The 17,597-nt window shown below is 71.5% G+C and carries 14 protein-coding genes and 1 pseudogene; 7 read left to right on the top strand and 8 right to left on the bottom strand.

Annotated elements, in window-relative coordinates; genetic code table 11:
* Window positions 1-14: 14 nt before the first annotated feature.
* The 4 genes from ACQUSR_RS30765 to ACQUSR_RS30750 all read right to left on the bottom strand — a co-directional run bounded on the left by ACQUSR_RS30765 (window position 15) and on the right by ACQUSR_RS30750 (window position 6,953).
* The gene (locus tag ACQUSR_RS30765) at window positions 15-1,913 is read right to left on the bottom strand and encodes an MFS transporter (protein ID WP_431046186.1); all 1,899 of its coding nucleotides are present in this window, start codon (window positions 1,911-1,913) and stop codon (window positions 15-17) included.
* A gap of 147 nt (window positions 1,914-2,060) precedes the next feature.
* Complete coding sequence (gene asnB, locus ACQUSR_RS30760) at window positions 2,061-3,920, bottom strand: asparagine synthase (glutamine-hydrolyzing) (protein ID WP_431046184.1); 1,860 nt, start codon at window positions 3,918-3,920, stop codon at window positions 2,061-2,063.
* A 242-nt stretch (window positions 3,921-4,162) separates the two neighbouring features.
* Window positions 4,163-5,188, bottom strand: coding sequence for a LuxR C-terminal-related transcriptional regulator (locus ACQUSR_RS30755; protein WP_431046182.1), 1,026 nt, complete (start codon window positions 5,186-5,188; stop codon window positions 4,163-4,165).
* A 31-nt stretch (window positions 5,189-5,219) separates the two neighbouring features.
* Window positions 5,220-6,953 (bottom strand): amidohydrolase, encoded by a 1,734-nt coding sequence (locus tag ACQUSR_RS30750; protein WP_431046180.1) that lies wholly within the window; start codon window positions 6,951-6,953, stop codon window positions 5,220-5,222.
* Window positions 6,954-7,123: 170 nt separating this feature from the next.
* Between ACQUSR_RS30750 and ACQUSR_RS30745 the strand changes: the two genes are divergently transcribed.
* From ACQUSR_RS30745 to ACQUSR_RS30730, 4 genes are all read left to right on the top strand, one after another.
* Window positions 7,124-7,702: a carboxymuconolactone decarboxylase family protein gene (locus ACQUSR_RS30745; RefSeq protein WP_431046178.1), complete on the top strand. Its 579-nt coding sequence runs from the start codon at window positions 7,124-7,126 to the stop codon at window positions 7,700-7,702.
* Window positions 7,699-8,565, top strand: coding sequence for an RNA polymerase sigma-70 factor (locus tag ACQUSR_RS30740; RefSeq protein WP_431046176.1), 867 nt, complete (start codon window positions 7,699-7,701; stop codon window positions 8,563-8,565). The genes ACQUSR_RS30745 and ACQUSR_RS30740 overlap by 4 nt, the downstream gene beginning before the upstream one ends.
* A 319-nt stretch (window positions 8,566-8,884) precedes the next feature.
* Complete coding sequence (locus ACQUSR_RS30735; RefSeq protein WP_431046174.1) at window positions 8,885-10,534, top strand: TlrC/CarA/OleB/SrmB family ABC-F type ribosomal protection protein; 1,650 nt, start codon at window positions 8,885-8,887, stop codon at window positions 10,532-10,534.
* A gap of 266 nt (window positions 10,535-10,800) precedes the next feature.
* A complete protein-coding gene (locus ACQUSR_RS30730; RefSeq protein WP_431047935.1) occupies window positions 10,801-11,499 on the top strand; it encodes an alpha/beta fold hydrolase in 699 nt (232 codons plus the stop codon).
* A 134-nt stretch (window positions 11,500-11,633) separates the two neighbouring features.
* Here ACQUSR_RS30730 and ACQUSR_RS30725 read toward each other — a convergent pair.
* Window positions 11,634-11,729, bottom strand: a pseudogene (locus ACQUSR_RS30725) (IS5 family transposase); the annotation flags it as partial.
* A gap of 250 nt (window positions 11,730-11,979) precedes the next feature.
* Between ACQUSR_RS30725 and ACQUSR_RS30720 the strand changes: the two are divergent.
* Genes ACQUSR_RS30720 through ACQUSR_RS30710 form a run of 3 tightly spaced genes read left to right on the top strand, consistent with a single transcriptional unit; the run spans window position 11,980 to window position 13,388 of the window.
* Complete coding sequence (locus ACQUSR_RS30720; protein ID WP_431046172.1) at window positions 11,980-12,159, top strand: ribbon-helix-helix domain-containing protein; 180 nt, start codon at window positions 11,980-11,982, stop codon at window positions 12,157-12,159.
* Window positions 12,149-12,526 (top strand): VOC family protein, encoded by a 378-nt coding sequence (locus ACQUSR_RS30715; protein ID WP_431046170.1) that lies wholly within the window; start codon window positions 12,149-12,151, stop codon window positions 12,524-12,526. The genes ACQUSR_RS30720 and ACQUSR_RS30715 overlap by 11 nt, the downstream gene beginning before the upstream one ends.
* Window positions 12,519-13,388, top strand: coding sequence for a class I SAM-dependent methyltransferase (locus ACQUSR_RS30710; protein WP_431046168.1), 870 nt, complete (start codon window positions 12,519-12,521; stop codon window positions 13,386-13,388). The genes ACQUSR_RS30715 and ACQUSR_RS30710 overlap by 8 nt, the downstream gene beginning before the upstream one ends.
* A gap of 204 nt (window positions 13,389-13,592) precedes the next feature.
* On the opposite strand, the gene ACQUSR_RS30705 is transcribed toward ACQUSR_RS30710, so the two are convergent.
* The 3 genes from ACQUSR_RS30705 to ACQUSR_RS30695 all read right to left on the bottom strand — a co-directional run bounded on the left by ACQUSR_RS30705 (window position 13,593) and on the right by ACQUSR_RS30695 (window position 17,508).
* Complete coding sequence (locus ACQUSR_RS30705) at window positions 13,593-13,868, bottom strand: hypothetical protein (RefSeq protein ID WP_431046166.1); 276 nt, start codon at window positions 13,866-13,868, stop codon at window positions 13,593-13,595.
* Window positions 13,869-14,210: 342 nt separating this feature from the next.
* Entirely contained in the window at window positions 14,211-14,786 is a 576-nt protein-coding gene (locus ACQUSR_RS30700; RefSeq protein ID WP_431046164.1) for a GNAT family N-acetyltransferase, read from the bottom strand.
* A gap of 271 nt (window positions 14,787-15,057) precedes the next feature.
* Entirely contained in the window at window positions 15,058-17,508 is a 2,451-nt protein-coding gene (locus ACQUSR_RS30695) for an ATP-binding protein (protein WP_431047933.1), read from the bottom strand.
* Window positions 17,509-17,597: the final 89 nt, after the last annotated feature.

The following is a 17,597-nucleotide window of genomic DNA, read 5'->3' as shown; positions in this document are numbered from 1 at the left end:
CCCCTTGGGGCTGCCTACTCCGCCAGCTCCTTGGGGCACGGCGTGCCGCGCGGCAGCTTGTAGCGCGCCCCTATGCGGTACGTACCGGGCCGCGGTGCGTGCAGCACCGTCCACTCGTCCTTCGGCTGCCCTTCCTCGACCTCCTGGACCTCCTTGACCAGGCAGCCCTGAGTGTTCACCGCGGGGGCGCCGCCGTCACCCTTCTTCGGCCGTGCGACGTTCCGGCCCCCACCGTCTATCAGGCCGAGCCAGGGCGAGTACGGGATCCGGATCAGCACCGGGCCCGCGGCCTTCACGTCGATGGTCAGCTCCACGTCCCTGGCGCTGCGGACGACGGCCGGCGGGTCCGCCATCGGCACGGGGTCCCGCACCTCGTACAGGCTCCAGTTGGCGTCGGACCACACCTTGTCCAGGTACGGCTGGCCGGCGGCGACCAACTCGGCCTCCGCCTTGCCGGCGAAGTCCGGCTTGTCCTCGGGCAGGACCACGTAGTGCACCGCCCAGCGCCGCAGCCAGCGGTGGTAGCTCTCCGCGTCGAGCGTGTCGTCGTAGAAGAGCGGATTGCGCTCCTTGTCCGCCTGGCGGTTCCAGCCGCGCGCCAGGTTGAAGTGCGGCCCGATCGCCGACGCCTCGCGGTGGCTCCGCACCGGGACCACCTCGATCCGGCCGCGCTCCGCGTGCTCCTGCTCCAGGCGGTCCAGCAGCGGCGCCAGCTCACTCGCCTCCCAGGACGCCGACGGCGTGGTCCTGATGACGTCGCCTGCGGACTGCCACACGGGATCCATCGCCACCACCACGACGGCCGCGGCCAGCACGGCCCAGTTGGCCACCACGGCCCACTTCCGGCGAACGGCGCGCAGCAACACGGCGCGGATGGCTTTGGGGGCGGGCAGCGCGGCGATCAGCACCACCCCGCCGAAGACCCCGCCGAACCGGTTGATGTTGGAGCCTATCTGCGAGGGGATCAGAAAGACGAGAACGACCGCGACCGCGTAGAGGAGTCCGGCGATCCGGACCGTACGCCACGCCTTCGGCGCGAAGACGAAGGCGGCCACGCCGCTCAGGAACGGCACGACCCCCGAGTTGAAGCTCATCGGCATGGTCCCGGAGAAGGGGAACAGCCAGTGCGACAGGGCGACCACCAGCGCGGGCGTGACGCCGAGCGCGTACGCGGCGGGGCGCCGCCCGGTCAGCCACAGGGCCGCGGCCACGATCCCGACGTACAGCCCGGCGACCGGGCTGGAGGCGGTCGCCAGCCCGGACAGCAGCGCCGCGAGACCGGCCCGCGCCAGCCGGTGGGTCCACCGCCGCGACCGCCACCTGGCCGGCCACGCGAAGACCACGGCCACCGCCGCCAGGCCGAACATCATGCCCAGCCCGAACGTCACCCGGCCCGAGGCGGCGTTGCAGATCAGCGCGACCGTCCCGTACAGGGCGGGCCACAGGGGGCGGCGCACCGCACGGCTGCGCACCAGCAGCAGCGCGAGCAGTCCGGCGGACACGGTGCCCGCGATCACCATCGTGGTGCGGACCCCGAGGACCGCCATCAGGTAAGGAGAGAGCGCACTGTACGAGACCGGGTGCATCCCGCCGAACCAGGCGAGCGTGTACGCCGAATCCGGGTGCTCCAGGGCGAACTTCGCCCACGCGTCCTGCGCGGCCAGATCGCCTCCGCTGTTCGCGATCAGCCGCACCCACGCCAGGTGCAGGACCGCGGCGAGGACGAGCGAGACGGACACGGGGTGCGCCAGGGCCTTCCCGAGCCGACCCCAGTCGCGGCGGGACCGCGAACCGAGCGTGCGGCGCACGCCATCCGACGTCGGGTCAACCGCTTCGCGCTGTGCCGGTAGTCGCGGTTCCGCGGCGGTCTCCTGGCCGCGCTTCCGCGCGCGGACCGGGTCCACGGTGCTCACTCGGCTCTCACCTGTCTTCCCCCCGCGAGCCCGCCCCGGACTCGTCCCCTCATATAAACATGTAAGAGGCCACCCTATGGAACGTCACCGTACTGCCAGGGCGCCGGGGGTGGCGCGGGAACGAGGTTCAGAGGCTGATCTCCGGGTTCAGAGGCTGATCTCCGGCCGGTGGTCGTCCAGCCACAGCGCGAGGTCGACCACCCGCTCCAGCCGTAGGCGGTGGCCCCAGGACAGCGCGTCGGGCGGGGTGGCCAGGCAGGACTTGACGACGTTCTCGTCGGCGAGTTCGCGCACCTGCCCGTGGTGCGCGTCCAGGGCGTCGCGGGCCATCGCCTGGAGTCCGCGGTTGTAGTCGGGGTGATGGGTGGCCGGGTAGTGGTTCTTGGCCCGCCACAGAACCGATGCCGGGGCGAGGCCGGTGCCCACGGCCCGCAGCAGGCTCTTCTCCCGGCCGTCGTGGCTCTTCAGCGCCCAGGGGGTGTTGAAGGCGTATTCGACGAGCCGGTGGTCGCAGTACGGGACGCGGACCTCCAGCCCCTGGGCCATGCTGAGGCGGTCCTTGCGGTGCAGGAGCTGGCGCAGCCATCGCGTGAGCGACAGGTGCTGCATCTCGCGCTGCCGGTGCTCCTCCGGGGTCTCGCCCTCGGTGTGGGGGACCGCGGCGAGCGCATCGCGGTAGGCGTCGGCACGGAACTCGGCGATCCGCAGGGTCGCGGCGAGGCCGGGGTTCAGCGGCATGGCGGCCTCGTCCCCGGTCACCAGCAGCCAGGGGAAGGTCCTCGCGGCCAGGGCCCTGGGGTCGTGGAACCAGGGGTAGCCGCCGAAGACCTCGTCCGCGGCCTCTCCCGACAGGGCGACGGTGGAGTGCTCCCGGATCCGGCCGAAGAGCAGGTAGAGCGAGGTGTCCATGTCGCCGACGCCGATCGGCGAGTCGCGGGCGGCGACGACCGCCCGGCGGTGCTCGGGGTCGAGCAGGTCGCGCGGGTCCAGTACGACCGTGGCGTGGTCGGTGCCGATGTACGCGCCCGCCTCCGTGGCGTACGGGGTGTCGTGTCCGGTGCGCAGGACGTCGCCGGTGAACTGCTCGGCCTGGTCGCTGTAGTCCACGGCGTACGAGCGGATCCGGGCGTCCGGGCCTTCCCGGCGGCGCAGTTCCCCGGCGAGCAGCGCCGTCAGCACGGTGGAGTCGAGGCCGCCGGAGAGCAGGCTGCAGCGGGGTACGTCGGCGTCGAGCTGGGTGCGGGCGGCGTGGCCGACCAACTCGGCGATCCGCTCGACGGTGCCGGGCTGGTCGTCGGTGTGGGGCCGGGCCTCGAGCTGCCAGTACAGGCGCTCGGTGAGGCCGCCGCGGTCGAGGGTGAGCAGGCCGCCGGGCGCCACCTCGCGGACGCCGCTCCACAGGGTGGTGCCGGTGCTGAAGAGCAGGCTGTACGCCTCGCGCAGCCCGTCGGCGTCCACCCGCGGGGTGATCTCGGGGTGGGCGAACAGCGCCTTGGGCTCGGAGGCGAACGCGATCCCGCCGCCGATCCGGGCCCAGTACAGGGGCTTGACGCCGAGCCGGTCGCGGACCAGCAGCAGCCGCTGCCGCCTCTCGTCCCAGACGGCGAAGGCGAACATGCCCTCCAGGTGGTCGGCGACCCCGGCTCCCCACTGTTCGTAGGCGCGCAGCACGACCTCGGTGTCGGAGCGGGTACGGAAGGTGTGGCCGCGGCGGCGCAGTTCGGCACGGAGTTCGTGGTGGTTGTAGACCTCGCCGCTGTAGGTGAGCACGGTGGCGGAGGTCTCGTCGCCGGGGCGGGCCGCCGGGCGGGGCGCGCTCATGGGCTGGGCGCCGCCTTCGAGGTCGATGACGGCCAGTCGACGGTGGCCGAGGGCGGCGTGCTCGCCGAGCCAGGTCCCGGCGGCGTCGGGTCCCCGGGGGGCCAGGGCGGCGGTCATGGCCTCGATGACGGGGGTGTGGCGGCGGGCGTCGGTGTGGAAGGACACCCAGCCGGTGATTCCGCACATGGTGGTGGGTCTCCTCAGCGGTCCGGGGCGCGGACGCGAGACCGGTTGCCGCGCCGCTGCCTGAAGAGTCGGCTGGATGCCGGGGTGAGTTCCCGGATGGGTGAGGGAATCCGGCGGGAGTCGCCGCGCCCCTCGTGAGGGGCCTCTCCCGAGCGGGCCCTCGTGAGGGGCCTCTCCCGAGGGGGCCCTCGTGAGGGAGCCCTCGTGAGCGGGCTCGTGCGGGCGGCACGCCGGCGCTCGGCTCAGCCGACGGTCGGCCCTGGCCCCTCCGCCGGCTCCAGTCCCCATGCCGCGGCGCGGGCGGCGGCGGCCGCACGGTTGGCGACGTCGAGCTTGGCGAGGATATGTTCGATGTGGGTCGCGACCGTACGCGTACCGACGAAGAGCCGGGCGGCGATCTCGCGGTTGGTCCGGCCGTGGGTGAGTTCGGCCAGGACCTGCAGTTCGCGTGGGGAGAGCCCGGCGGGCCGGGCGACGGGACGGCATACGACGACGGTCCCGGCGCCCTGGCGCGACAGCCGGAGCTCCAGGAGGCGCCGCCCGTGCGGCACCAGGACCGTGGCGGGCAGCGGCCGCCGGGCGGTCAGCCGCCGTACGAGAACGGTCAACGGGGAGTCGGCCTCGGCGAACTCCGGTGGCAGGACCGCTCCGCCGAGTGGCACCGGAGCGGCCCGCTCCGCCGCCGGGAACGCCACGGCGCACGCCTGGTCCGCGGTCCCGTCCGGGGTACCGGGTGCGTCGGTCGGCGTCGGCCGCAGCGGGTCGGCGACGGCCGCGAGGCATTCGCCCAGCAGGGTCAGCACACCCCGGGCGGGGTCCTGCCTCGCCCGAACCCGCGTCGTACTCACGTTGAGCACCCCGACATACCGGCCGTCCGGGGCGAACAGGCACTGCGCCACGCCGTCCTCGATGCCCCACGGTTCGAGCACCTCGCGGAACCCCGGTGAGGTCCGCCGCAGTTGGCCGGGCACATCACGCAGCCACCGTGCGCCGCCCGCCGAGTGGCGGATCAGCGCGAACACCGGGTCGTCGTGCAGCCGGGTCTCGATGTACGCGGCGGTGTCGGCCGGGTAGCTGCCGGCCAGGGTGAGATGGCGGCGGCGCAGCGGGTCCCACCGGGACAGCGAGGCGTGGTCGTAGTCGATGACGTCGGACAGCGCCCTGAGGACGGAGTCGGCGCCCGCGGCCCGGTGCACGGCGTCCCACGCGGCCTCGCGCACCCGCAAGGCCGCGCCCAACACGTCCGCTGTGCTCCGCTTCGCCGCCATCCGTTCAGCATGATCACCCGGATGGGGCAGGTCAAACCGCGAGGGCGTCGCCTCCCGGCGCGTCCAGCGCGTCGTACACGATCTCGCCGCCGACGGCGGTGAGGACGACCGGCATGTCCGGGATGTCGTGTGGGTCGGCGGAGAGCAGGTCCCCCGCGAGGACGCACAGGTCGGCGACCTTGCCGACCTCCAGGGAGCCCTTCCAGTCCTCGGCGAGGTCCTGCCAGGCGGCGTTGACGGTGTAGGTGCGGACCGCCTCGGCGAGCTGGATGCGCTGGTCGGGGCCGCTGACGCGGCCGCTGGCCTTCGACTCGCGCAGCAGCATGGTGGCGATGCCCTGGCGCCAGTCGGGGAAGGTGACGGGCGCGTCCGAGCCGCTGGCCACGGTCACTCCGGCGTCGATGGCGTCGCGGTAGGGCCACGCGTACGCGGCCCGTTCGGGACCGACGAACTCCTCTTCCAGATCGGCGACGGTCCATTTGATGGTGGGGTTCATGTTGACCCCGAAGCCGTGCGCGGCGAGCAGCTTCATGCTGCGGGCGGTGAGGAAGTCGCCGTGGATCACGTAGTGCCGTGGGTCGGGGCGCGGGTGCTCGGCGGCCGCGTCGGCGAAGGCGTCGACGACGGCGTCGATGCCGCGGTCGCCGGTGACGTGGACACCGACCTGGTAGCCGGCGGCGTGCGCGTGCCGGATCATCCGCCCGACCTCGGCGACCCGCTCGTCGTCGGCGGCACCGTCCCCGCCGACGCACAGCGATCCGCAGCCGCCGCCCACATACGGCTGGTGCATCCAGGCCGTCTTGTTGGGCACGACGCCATCGGCGAAGATCTTCACGCCGATGACGTTGAGAAGACGGGGATCGGCGGTCATGGTCTCGCCGATGCCGTCAAGCGCCCGGATGAACTCGTCGCCCGTACCCGCCATCCCGCTGGGCAGCAGCAGGACGCTGACCCGCGCGGTGAGTTCTCCGTCGGCCAGCAGCCGCCGGTAGACGTCCAGGGTGCTGTGGGCGAGCGCGCCGCGCATCAGAGAGTCGCCGCCGGGCCCGAGCCCGGGCTCGGTGTAGCTGGTGACGCCGAGCCGGGCCAGGGTCTTCAGGGTCGCGGTGATCGCCTCGGCCCGCACCTTCGGGGACAGGGCGGGCAGCGCCCGGTGGACCAGGTCCTGCGCACCCTCGGTCAGCATGCCCGTGGGCTCCCCGGCGGCGTCGGTGACGACGAGGGGGCCGTACGGGGCGGTGGCGTTCCGGTCGACCCCGGCGCGCACCAGGGCAGCGGAGTTGACCCAGGTGGCGTGCCCGGAGAAGGAGTACAGCAGCACCGGATGGTCCGGACTGACGGCGTCCAGGTCGTGCCGGGTCGGCAGCCGCGAGGGATCGGCGACGCACTCGTTCAGGAAGCCGGGGTCCCAGCCGTGGCCGATGATCCACTCACCGGGCGGGGTGCTCCGGGCGGCCTCCTGTACGGCGTCGGCGACATCGGCTATGGAGCGGACGGCCGGGTGCTTGACGTCGAGCGACAGCGGCGGCATCCCCACCCCGAACGCGCACCCGTGCAGGTGCGAGTCGTTGATACCGGGCAGCAGCGTCCCGCCGTCGAGGTCGACGACCCGGGTCGCGGGCCCGACGTACGGCGCGACATCCTCCCGGCCGCCCACGGCACTGACCACCCCGTCGGTCACGGCCAGTGCGGAGGCGACGGTGAAGTCCGGATCGACGGTGAGCACCGATCCGTTGAGGAAGACCAGATCTGCGGGGGCGGCCATGGGCGGCGTCCTCTCATCGAGTGAGCGTGTCGATGAGGACTATCGGACGGCGAACAGGGTCAGCACATCGGTCATCCAACCGATAACCGGATCACCACCCAACCCCCGTTGTCACATTCGAGGGGTCGGCGGTGTCTTCATGTCAAACAGGCCAACGGATAAGGAACACCATGACACTGCGCATTCCCAAGGCGGAGCTTCCCACCGAGGTGAGCGAGAACATGATCAAGCAGCTCGGTGCCGTGCCCGAGCCCGTCGAGGTGGTGTGGCACAGCCCCAAGGTCGCCACGTCCAATCTGGAGTTCTCGGCCAAGCTGAGCGAGTGGGATGCGGCCGACGCGAGCCTCAAGTCGTTCGCGCACATGGCCGTCGCGACACAGGTCGGCTGCAGCTGGTGCCTCGACATCGGCTACTTCCAGGCGCAGAACCAGAACCTGGACCTGACCAAGGCGAGCCAGGTGCCGCGCTGGCGGGAGTCGGAGGTGTTCGCCCCGCTGGAGCGGGACGTCCTGGAGTACGCCGAGGCCATGACGAACACGCCGCCGACCGTCACCGACGAGCTGTACGCGGGTCTGCTGGACCGGCTCGGCCCGGCGGCGATGGTCGAGCTCACCGCGTACATCGCCTTCGTCAACATGGCGACCAGGAACAACAACGCGAACGGGATCACGTCGCAGGGCTACTCCGACGCCTGCGAGATTCCGCTGGCACAGCGCCCGGAGCAGTCCGGCGTAGCGTCGACGGCATGACCCAGGACCCGTTCGTCGCCCATCGCAGCCTGCTGTTCACTGTCGCCTACGAGATGCTCGGGTCGGCGGCCGACGCGGAGGACGTGCTGCAGGAGTCCTGGCTGCGGTGGGCCGACGTCGACCGGTCGCAGGTCCACGACCCGCGGGCGTACCTCGTCCGGGTCGTCACGCGGCAGGCGCTCAACCGTCTGCGGACGTTGTCGCGCAGCCGCGAGGACTACGTCGGCGAGTGGCTGCCGGAACCGCTGCTGACCAGCCCTGATGTAGCCGAGGACGTCGAACTCGCGGAGAGCGTCTCGATCGCGATGCTGACCGTGCTGGAGACGCTCGGGCCGGCGGAGCGGGCGGTGTTCGTGCTCCGCGAGGTCTTCGAGCTGCCGTACGGCGAGATCGCCGAGGCCATCGGAAAGTCCGCGGCCGCGGTGCGCCAGATCGCGCGGCGGGCACGCGAGCATGTGGCGGCCCGGCGGCCGCGGGTACGGGTGAGCCGGTCGGAGCAGCAGGCTGTGGTGGAGCGGTTCCTGGTCGCGCTGCGGACCGGGCAGTTGCAGCAGCTGATGGAGGTCCTGGCGCCGGACGTCGTCCTGATCACCGATGGTGGCGGACTGGTGGCCGCCGCCCTGGCTCCGATCAACGGGGCCGAGCTGGTGGCGCCTTTGCTCGCGCGCGCGAACCGTGTGGTGGCCGCGTTCGAGACGACGGCCGTGTGGCTCAACGGTGCGCCTGCCGGCCGGATCGAGATCGACGGCGAGCCGTCCGCGGTGAGCCTCGTGGTGGAGGACGGGCGGGTCACCCGGATCTATGTGGTGCGGAACCCGCGGAAGCTGACGCGACTGGACGAACTGATCGAACTCGCCAGGTGAGCCTGCTCCTGCTCTGGCGTCGTGGGTGTTCCGGGCGATGAGAACCGCCCGGAACACCCACGAATGTCAGGCGGTAAGAAATGGTTTGCGGGCGCGCGCATTCCCGGTCTACGGTGCTGCGCATGGGTTCCCTGTGATATTCCCCGTGCGACCGCGTTGAGCTTGGCTCCGCCGTCGCGCGTTCTCATCCGCGCTGCCGATCCGTGCTGCCGATGCTCTCGTGATGCCGCCTGTCTGGCGTGCCGCTGAGTGTCTTGGCATACGCGGATGCGTCCACCTACCCGCTTCGATCGGCCTGGCCGAGAACAGGGGACCTTCCATGCTTACTGCACAGCTATCTCTTCAGAACGTCACCCGGCGCTACGCCGACCGCGTCGTGCTGGACGACGTGTCCTTCAGCCTCAAGCCAGGCGAAAAGGCGGGCGTCATCGGTGACAACGGGGCCGGGAAATCCACCCTGCTGCGACTGATCACCGGGCAGGACCGGGCCGACGATGGCGAGTTGACTGTGATCGCGCCTGGCGGCATCGGCTATCTCGCGCAGTCGTTGGCCCTGCCTGCCGAGGCCACCGTCCAGGACGCGGTGGAGGTGGCTCTTGCTGATCTGCGCGATCTCGAAGCGCAGATGCACCAGGCCGAAGCCGGGCTCCAGGGCCTGGCAGGGGCGGAGCTCACCGCCGCGCTGGACGCCTATGACCGCCTGGTCACCCAGTACGAGGCGCGCGCCGGTTACGAGGCGGATGTCCGGGTGGACATCGCCCTGCACGGTCTCGGCCTGCCAGACCTGGCCCGGGACAGGACGCTGGGCACGCTGTCGGGCGGTGAGCGGTCGCGGCTGGCGCTGGCCGCGACCCTGGCGTCCCAGCCGGAGCTGCTGCTGCTGGACGAGCCGACCAACGATCTGGACGACCAGGCGGTGGGCTGGCTGGAGGCTCATCTGCGGGCGCATCGCGGCACCGTGCTCGCGGTCACCCATGACCGACTGTTCCTGGAACGGGTCACCACCACGATCCTGGAGGTCGGTGAGGGCAAGGTGACACGTTACGGCGACGGCTACGACGGCTACCTGGCCGCCAAAGCCGCCGAGCGGCAGCGTCGGCTTCAGGAGTACGACGACTGGTGTGCGGAGCTGGCCCGCAACCGAAAGACGGCCACGACGAATGTGGTCCGCCTCGATGCGATCCCACGCAAATTGCCGTTCGCCGTGTTCGGCCATGGTGCCTTCCGCAGCCGCAGCCGTGGCCACGGAGCGATGGGCCGTATCCGCAATGCGAAGGAGCGTGTCAAGCGGCTGACGGAGCATCCCGTCGCGCCGCCGCCCGACCCACTGGTGTTCGCCGCCCGCATGACCACCACCGGCGACCGGACGTCGCAGGCGGCAGCGGAACTTACCGGCATCCGTGTCGGGGACCGACTGCACGTGCCGTCGCTGCGGCTCGGCGGCGGGGAGCGGCTGCTGATCACCGGGCCCAACGGGGCGGGCAAGACGACGCTCATGCGGGTTCTGGCCGGCGAGCTGCGATCCGATGAGGGGACAGTGCGCACGCGGGGCCGCGTCGGCCACTTGAGACAGGAGGAAACGCCGTGGCCGCCCGGCCTGACGGTCCCGCAGGCATTCGCCCACGGCCGCGGGGGCGACCTGGATGAGCACACCGACCACCTCCTGTCACTCGGCCTGTTCAGTCCCGCCGACCTGCGCCTGAAGGTGGGCGAGTTGTCCTACGGACAACGACGCCGGATCGAACTGGCCCGCCTGGTCAGCGACCCCGTCGACCTGCTGCTCCTGGACGAGCCCACCAACCACCTCGCCCCGGCCCTGGTCGAGGAACTGGAAGGAGCCGTGGCCGACTACCCGGGCGCGGTCGTCATCGTCACCCACGACCGCCGCATGCGCACCCGCTTCACCGGCACGCACGTGGAACTGAACGCCGGCCACCTCACACAGCTTCAGGAGGCGACAGCGAGCTAGCAGGCCGGTCGGTATCAAGTGGGACTCCAGCGCGGCCTGCGACGTGCCGGTGGCCCTTTCCGGCGCTTTGCGGACGCGTGCGGTCGGTACCGGTCGCGCACCGGTGATGAGTACGCGACTCAGGATCCTGCCCGTCGCACTGCGAGGCAGGGCCCACACGGCTTCGATGGCTCTGTGTAGCGGGCGAAGAGGGACCGACGTTACGCACAAGCCCCTTGCTGCCGCCACTGCGAGGCGTTGTCAGCCCCCTCGGCTACCGTGCGGCCATGTCGAACTTTGTACTGGTTGCAGGTGCGTGGCTCGGATCATGGGCGTGGGATGAGGTGGTACCCACGCTGCGTGAAGCCGGCCACGGTGTCCACCCGTTGACGCTGTCCGGTCTCGCCGACAAACAGGCCGTGCCTGCTGGGCGGCAGACTCACGTCCGGGACATCGTCGATGAGGTCGAGCACCTCGATCTGCGCGACGTCGTGCTGGTCGGTCACAGCTACTCGGGCATCCCGGTCGGTCAGGCCGCCGAGCTGATCGGCGACCGGCTGGCCCGCGTGGTCTTCATCGACGCCAACGTTCCGGCCGATGGTGAGTCGTTCGTCTCCAACTGGTGGGCGGGCCCGGCGAAGCTGGAAGCCGCCATTGCTGAGAACGGCGGCTTCTGGGCACCGCTGGCCGAGGCCGACTGCGACGGTCAGGGCCTGACCGATGAGCAGATCGCCCGGTTCGTGGGCGGATCGACGCCGCACCCGGGCGCCTCGCTGGCCGACCCGGCGGTGCTGGCCCGGCCGCTCGGCGAGCTTCCGGCGACGTACGTCAAGTGCCTGCTCGACGGTGCCGAGCCGAACGAGGATGTGGCCAGGCTACTGGCGAGCGATCAGTGGCGGCTGGTCGCGATGGATACTGGCCATTGGCCGATGTTCTCCCAGCCGGACGCACTGGCGCGGATCCTCCTCGACGCGGCCGGGCAGTGACCGCGGTTCCATGCCGACGGGCTGCTTCCGGGCGTGCACCACAACTGCTGGTCACAGCCACTGGCTGATGGCCGCGACGAGGACGGTGGCTTCGTAACGGACGGCGAGTCTCTCGGGAGTGGTCGGCCCTATACGGGGGTGGTGCAGCGAATCCCGCGCCTGCGCAGGTAGGACCGGTTCTTGCGGGAGGCGTACGCCTTGTCGGCCCGCTCCGCGGCAGGCGATGCTCGCGCACACCGACTGGAGCACGGTCTGGACCCGTCTGGGACTGCTCACGGCGGCCGTCCTCGTGATGGGCGTCCTGGCCACACGGGCATTCCGGGCCTACCGGAAGCCGACGTAGAGAGGCGAGCCGGCTCACCTGGCGGGGCGGAGGCTGTAGCGCCCCCGGTACTGAACCTGCGTCGCGGGAGGCCAGCCGCCCACCCCTGCTTCCCTACCTCCTCGCCCCTAGGCATCTAGAGTGCTAGCATCCTAACCATGGCCTCCGAGAGACAGGTAAAGCAGTTCAACGTCTACCTGCCGGTCGACCTCATCCGCGAGGTCAAGCATCACGCCGTCGACACCGAACGGTCACTCTCCGCGATCGTCGAGGCGGCCCTGACCGAGTACCTCCAGCGCGTCGCAACCGCTGGGAAGGAGAGCACTCATGACGACTGACGGCATCGAGGGGTTCCTCGTCGAGACCCGCAACTACGGCGCGACCGCCGCGTTCTGGAAGTCGCTCGGCTTCGAGAGCGTGTTGGAGACCGACCACGGCTCCGGACGCTGGTCCCATCCGGCCGGCGGGCCCTACGTGTTCATCGTCGAGCAGCACGAACGCGAGCTCGCCACTCACCCCGTGCTCAAGGTGGCCGACGCCGAGGCCTTCGCGCCCGACCGCGCACCGGAGTTCGCCCAGCCGTTCACGCCGACGCACTGGGGTGTCCGACAGGCGCTGGTCCGCGACCCCGACGGGCGGATCGTCACTCTCGAAGCCCCACTCCCCGACGGCAACGACGGCACGGAAGGACACCACCATGGCTGACGGACAGCACCTCTCCGGCAAGTACGAACCCGACCACACCGCTGTGCGCGTCGCCCTGTGGCGCGCTCTTCACGCCCAGGCCGACGCCCCGCCCCACGTGCTCAACGACGAGATCGGGCTGAAGCTCGCCGACCCCGGGCAGAACTGGCGTGAGCGCGGCGACATGACCATGCCGGGCATCAGTGGCGTCCGCGCGTCCATCGTCGCCCGCGCCCGCTTCATCGAGGACCTCGTCGCCGAACGCGCCGACGCCGGCGTGGCGCAGTACGTCATCCTCGGCGCCGGCCTGGACACCTTCGCCCAGCGGCGCCCCGAACTCGGTTCCCGCCTCCGCGTTTTCGAGATCGACCAGCCGGGCACGCAGGCATGGAAGCGGCAGCGCCTGACCGAACTCGGCTACGACATCCCGTCCTGGCTGACCCTGGTGCCCGTCGACTTCGAGGCCGGCGACTCGTGGACGGAGCGGCTGACCGCCGCCGGGTTCGATCCGCAGAAGCCGACGGTCATCGCGTCGACCGGCGTCAGCATGTACCTCACACACGAAGCCAACACCGCGACGCTGCACCAGGTCGCCGCGCTCGCGCCCGGCTCCGTATTCGCCACGACGTTCCTGCCGCCGCTCGACATGCTCGACCCGGACGAGCGGCAGGTCCAGGAGTTCTCGATGCGCAACGCCGCCGCGTCGGGCACCCCGTTCATCAGCCTGTACTCGCCTGACGAGATGCGGCAAGCAGCCCTGGAGGCAGGGTTCACGAAGGCTGAACACATATCCCCCGACGACCTGGCCGCTCGATACTTCGCCAACCGTCCCGACGGCTTGCGTCCCCCCAGGGCCGAGCAATTCCTCGTCGCCGAGGTGTAGCTCGCCGACGACGCAACGACCACGTCGCGGCGTCCGGTCCGGCGGCAATGGACCGCTCCCCCAGCGTGGTGAGCGCGCGCAGGTGCTCCGTCCGTACGTCCGCCGGTCACGCCTTCCAACGGCGTCCACCCGTTCTGTGGACCGGCGGAGATGCCTCACGAGCCACCGCAGAAGTCCTGCGCTGAAGCGGACTGGCACCAGGCCCTACTCGCCGTACTCGCGGTCGTGGACCGGCGCGTCCGGCAGTTGGCGATCCAGCGATTCCCGGTAGCGGACGCAGCCGCGCAGAAAGCGCGGCCATGGCGGCACCGCCACCTCCGGTTCCACACGCTCCGGCAGCAGACCCCACAGCCGGGGGTGATGCCAGCACAGCTCGTGCCCCGAACTGTCCCTGTGCGCACGGATGCCTGTGCGCAGCCGCCGTACCTCGGCGACCAGTTCGTCACGGCTGAGCAGGCGCAGATCGTCGTCCAGGTCCACAGCCGCACCTTAGGCAGCCGAGAGTCCCCGCGGGGCCAGGCGCACCGCACCCGACCGGGCGACTCACGAGCGCGCGGGAAGGCGGCCCGGCCGTGGCCGGAGGCGGCGAGACCGGCCGGACCGCCCCATGTCGCGTGGTTCCAGACCGTGTCGGGGGCCCGCGCCGTGAACGCGGTGAGGGCCCGCGTGTCCGCGGGTACGAGCCGTCGCACGGCCACCGCGGCGGAGCGGCGCGGCGGCGGGGCGGCCGCGCGGGTTCCTGGTGCAGCCGGACCAAGCGTTCCCAGGGGACGACGCGGCCGACGGCGCCCCGTTCTCGCCGCCCTGCCGGCGCCCGACGGTTCAGCGGTGAGGCAGGGGGATCTCGAAGTGCACGGTCCCGAAGCCCGTTCCGTGCTCACCGGTCGTCCTGGCGTCGAAGACCTCCTTGGCGAGGCTGTTCCAGAAGGCCTGCGCGCCTGGGATGTCGACGTTGGTGTGGAGGTAGACGCACTCGTATCCCCCCGTGGCGGCGGCGAACTCGCACGCCATCCTCACCATGGCGCGGGCCAGTCCATGGCGCCGGTGGTCGGGACGTACGTAGACCCGGACCAGCTGGGCGGTGGACCCGGAGGGGTAGCGCTCGGCGAGCCATCGCGGATGCGGGGGATGAGCCGGGCCCCGTGACAGCAGCCCGGTGGTGCCCACAACGTCGTCCCCCGATCGGGCGACGACCAGCAGATGGCGCGGGTGCTCCAGGTAGGCGCCCCGGATGTCGACGACGTCGTCGTGCCACGCGGGCACGTATCCGTACCCGAACTCGCGATAGAAGGTGTCCAGCATGACGCGGCGTGCGCCGTCGCAGTCCCGGGGCTCCGCCGGGCGGACCGTGTAGGGGCCGAGCTTCTGCGGCTCTTGCTCGTGTCGTCGTTCGTGCATACCCATCCCATGAGGTGTCGCTGCCCGACCAAGCTAACCGAAATGACATTCGTTTCCAAAATGCGTACGGTGAGACTCGGACCGACACCAGAGGAGGAGATGTGCCGCCGGCGCTGCTACGGGTACGCAAGACCGCCTACGCGGTCGTGACGGTGATCGCGAAGGCCGGTGCCCACGGCGGAACATGAGTCCACTGGCCCGAGGCCGAGCCCGCCCCCTACGACGCCGAGAGGGTGGACCGCCGTTGCCCGGCATGACGCGCCCGGGTCCGTCACGGAGCCGCCGGCAGTGACAGCACCATCGTCAGGCCCCCGCCGGGGGTGTCCTCCGGGTCGAGCGTGCCGCCCATGGCCTCGGCGAAACCGCGGGAGAGGGCGAGGCCGAGTCCGGTGCCGGTGGTGTTGTCGGTGTCGCCCAGACGCTGGAAGGGCTGGAAGAGGTGGTCGCGGCCGCCCGGTGGGAGACCGGGGCCGCGGTCGATGACGCGCAGCTCCACACGGTCGGCGAGGGCGCTCACGGTCACCGTGACGGGGCGTTCACCCGGGCTGTACCGGAGGGCGTTCGCGAGGAGGTTGGCGATCACCCGCTCCAGCAGCGCCGGGTCGGCCAGGACCTCCGGGGCGGTGTCCAGTCCGTGCGTGGCGACCCGGCGGGGTGGCTGTGCGATCGAGTCCAGCGCGAGCGGCAGCAGCTCCTCCACGGTCGTGGGCCGCAGGTGCAGCGTGACCGCACCTGCCTGGATCCGGCTCATGTCCAGCAGGTTCTCCACGAGCCGGTGGAGCTTGACCAGGGATTCCTCGGCGGTGCACAGCAGTTCGTCACGGTCCGCCGCGGAGAACTCGACCTCGCGGCCGCGAAGCGAGCTGACCGCGGCGAGCGCCCCGGCGAGCGGGGTGCGAAGGTCGTGGCTGACCGCCCGCAGCAGCGCGGTGCGCATCCGGTCGGCCGCTTTCACCGGCTCGACCTCGGCTGCCGCCTCGGCCAGCCGGGCGTGCTCCAGCGCGGCGGCGACATGGGCGGCGAACGCGGCCAGCACGCGGCGGTCGGACGCGGGAAGTCCGCGTCCGCTCAGGACCAGGGCGGTGTCCTCGTCGACCGGGACCATCACGCCCTCCCCCGTGCTCGGCTGCTCAGGAGCGGGATCGGGGCCGCGGAGTGCGGATGTCCCGGGCCCCGGAAGCCGGTTCCATCCGTACGCCAGCCGCACCGACTCCATCCCGAAGGTCTCCCTGATGCGGCTCAGCAGCGCGGGGATGGCCTGGTCACCGCGGAGCACGCTGCCCGTGAGGGCGGAGAGCGTCTCCGCCTCGGCCGTTGCGCGCGCGGCCCGTCGGGACAGCCGCAGCGAACGGTCCACGATCGCCGCGACCGTCACGGCGACACCGGTCAAGGCCGCGAGGGCCAGGACGTTGTTGGGCTCGGCGAGCGTGAAGTGCCCGGACGGCGGCATGAAGAAGTAGTGCAGCAGCAGCGAGGCGTTGACCGCGGCCAGCAGCGCGGACAGCACACCTCCGAAGCACGCCACCCCGACCACGGTGATCAGGAAGAGCAGTGCCTCGCTGGTGATGTCGAGGGGACCGCCGGGCCGGTCGAGCAGGAGCAGCAGGGTGAGCAGGAACGGGAGGACCAGTGCGGCAGCCGGCCCCGCGATCCGGCGGGAGAGCGGGGGCTTGCCGCGCAGCGCCGGGAGACGGCGGCCTTGTCCGGACCGCTCATGGGTCACCGTATGGACATCGATTTCGCCGGACATCGCGGTGGCCCTCTCGCCGATGCCGCGGCCGCCGAGGACGCGCAGAAGCCGGCCGCGGCGCGAGGCGCCGATCACCAGTTGGGTGGCGTTCTCCGCGCGGGCGAAGTCCAGCAGGGCGGTGGGGACATCGTCGCCGACGACCGAGTGGTAGCTCCCGCCGAGGCTTTCCACCAGCCGCCGCTGCGCGCCCAGCGCCGCGGGCGAGGAGTCGGCCAGACCGTCGGTGCGGGCGACGTGCACGGCGAGCAGGTCGCCCCCGGACGCGCGGGCCGCGATCCGGGCCGCCCGCCTGATCAGGGTCTCGCCTTCCGGTCCCCCGGTCAGCGCCACGACGACGCGCTCGCGGGTCTCCCACACTCCCCCGATGGCGTGTGCCGTGCGGTACCTCTTCAGCGCCTCGTCGACCTGCCCGGCCAGCCACAGCAGCGCGAGCTCCCGAAGCGCGGTCAGACTGCCCACACGAAAGCAGTTGGCCAGCGCCGCGTCGATCCGCTCCGGAGGGTGGATGTCCCCGTGTGCCATGCGGCGGCGCAGCCCCTCCGGTGCCATGTCCACCAGCTCGATCTCGTCCGCGCGGCGGACCACCTCGTCGGGGACGGTCTCCCGCTGCGGGACTCCGGTGATCTTCTCGACGACGTCGTTGAGGGACTCCAGGTGCTGGATGTTGACCGTGGTGACCACGTCGATGCCGGCCGCCAGCAGCGTCCGCACGTCCTGCCAGCGCTTGGCGTGCCGGCCGCCGGGAGCGTTGGTGTGCGCCAGCTCGTCGACCAGCACCACCTGCGGGCGCCGGGCCAGCACGGCCTCGACGTCCATGTCGGTCGGCTCAGCTCCCCGGTGGCCGCGCCGGATCCGGGGGACGGTCTCCAGGCCGCCCAGCATCCCCTCGGTGCGGGGCCGCTGGTGGCACTCGGCGATGCCGACGACCACATCGGTGCCGCGCCCCGCCCTGCGCCGGCCCTCGTCGAGCATCCGGTACGTCTTGCCCACTCCGGGTGCCGCCCCGAGGAAGACCTTGAGTCGGCCGGGCGCACCGCCCGGCCGAAGATCACGTGTCACCG

The sequence above is a fragment of the Streptomyces sp. P1-3 genome (assembly GCF_050613155.1).
In the GTDB taxonomy this organism is placed as follows: domain Bacteria; phylum Actinomycetota; class Actinomycetes; order Streptomycetales; family Streptomycetaceae; genus Streptomyces.
Note: the sequence above shows the minus strand (reverse complement) of the source record. Positions and strands in the feature narration are given on the sequence as shown.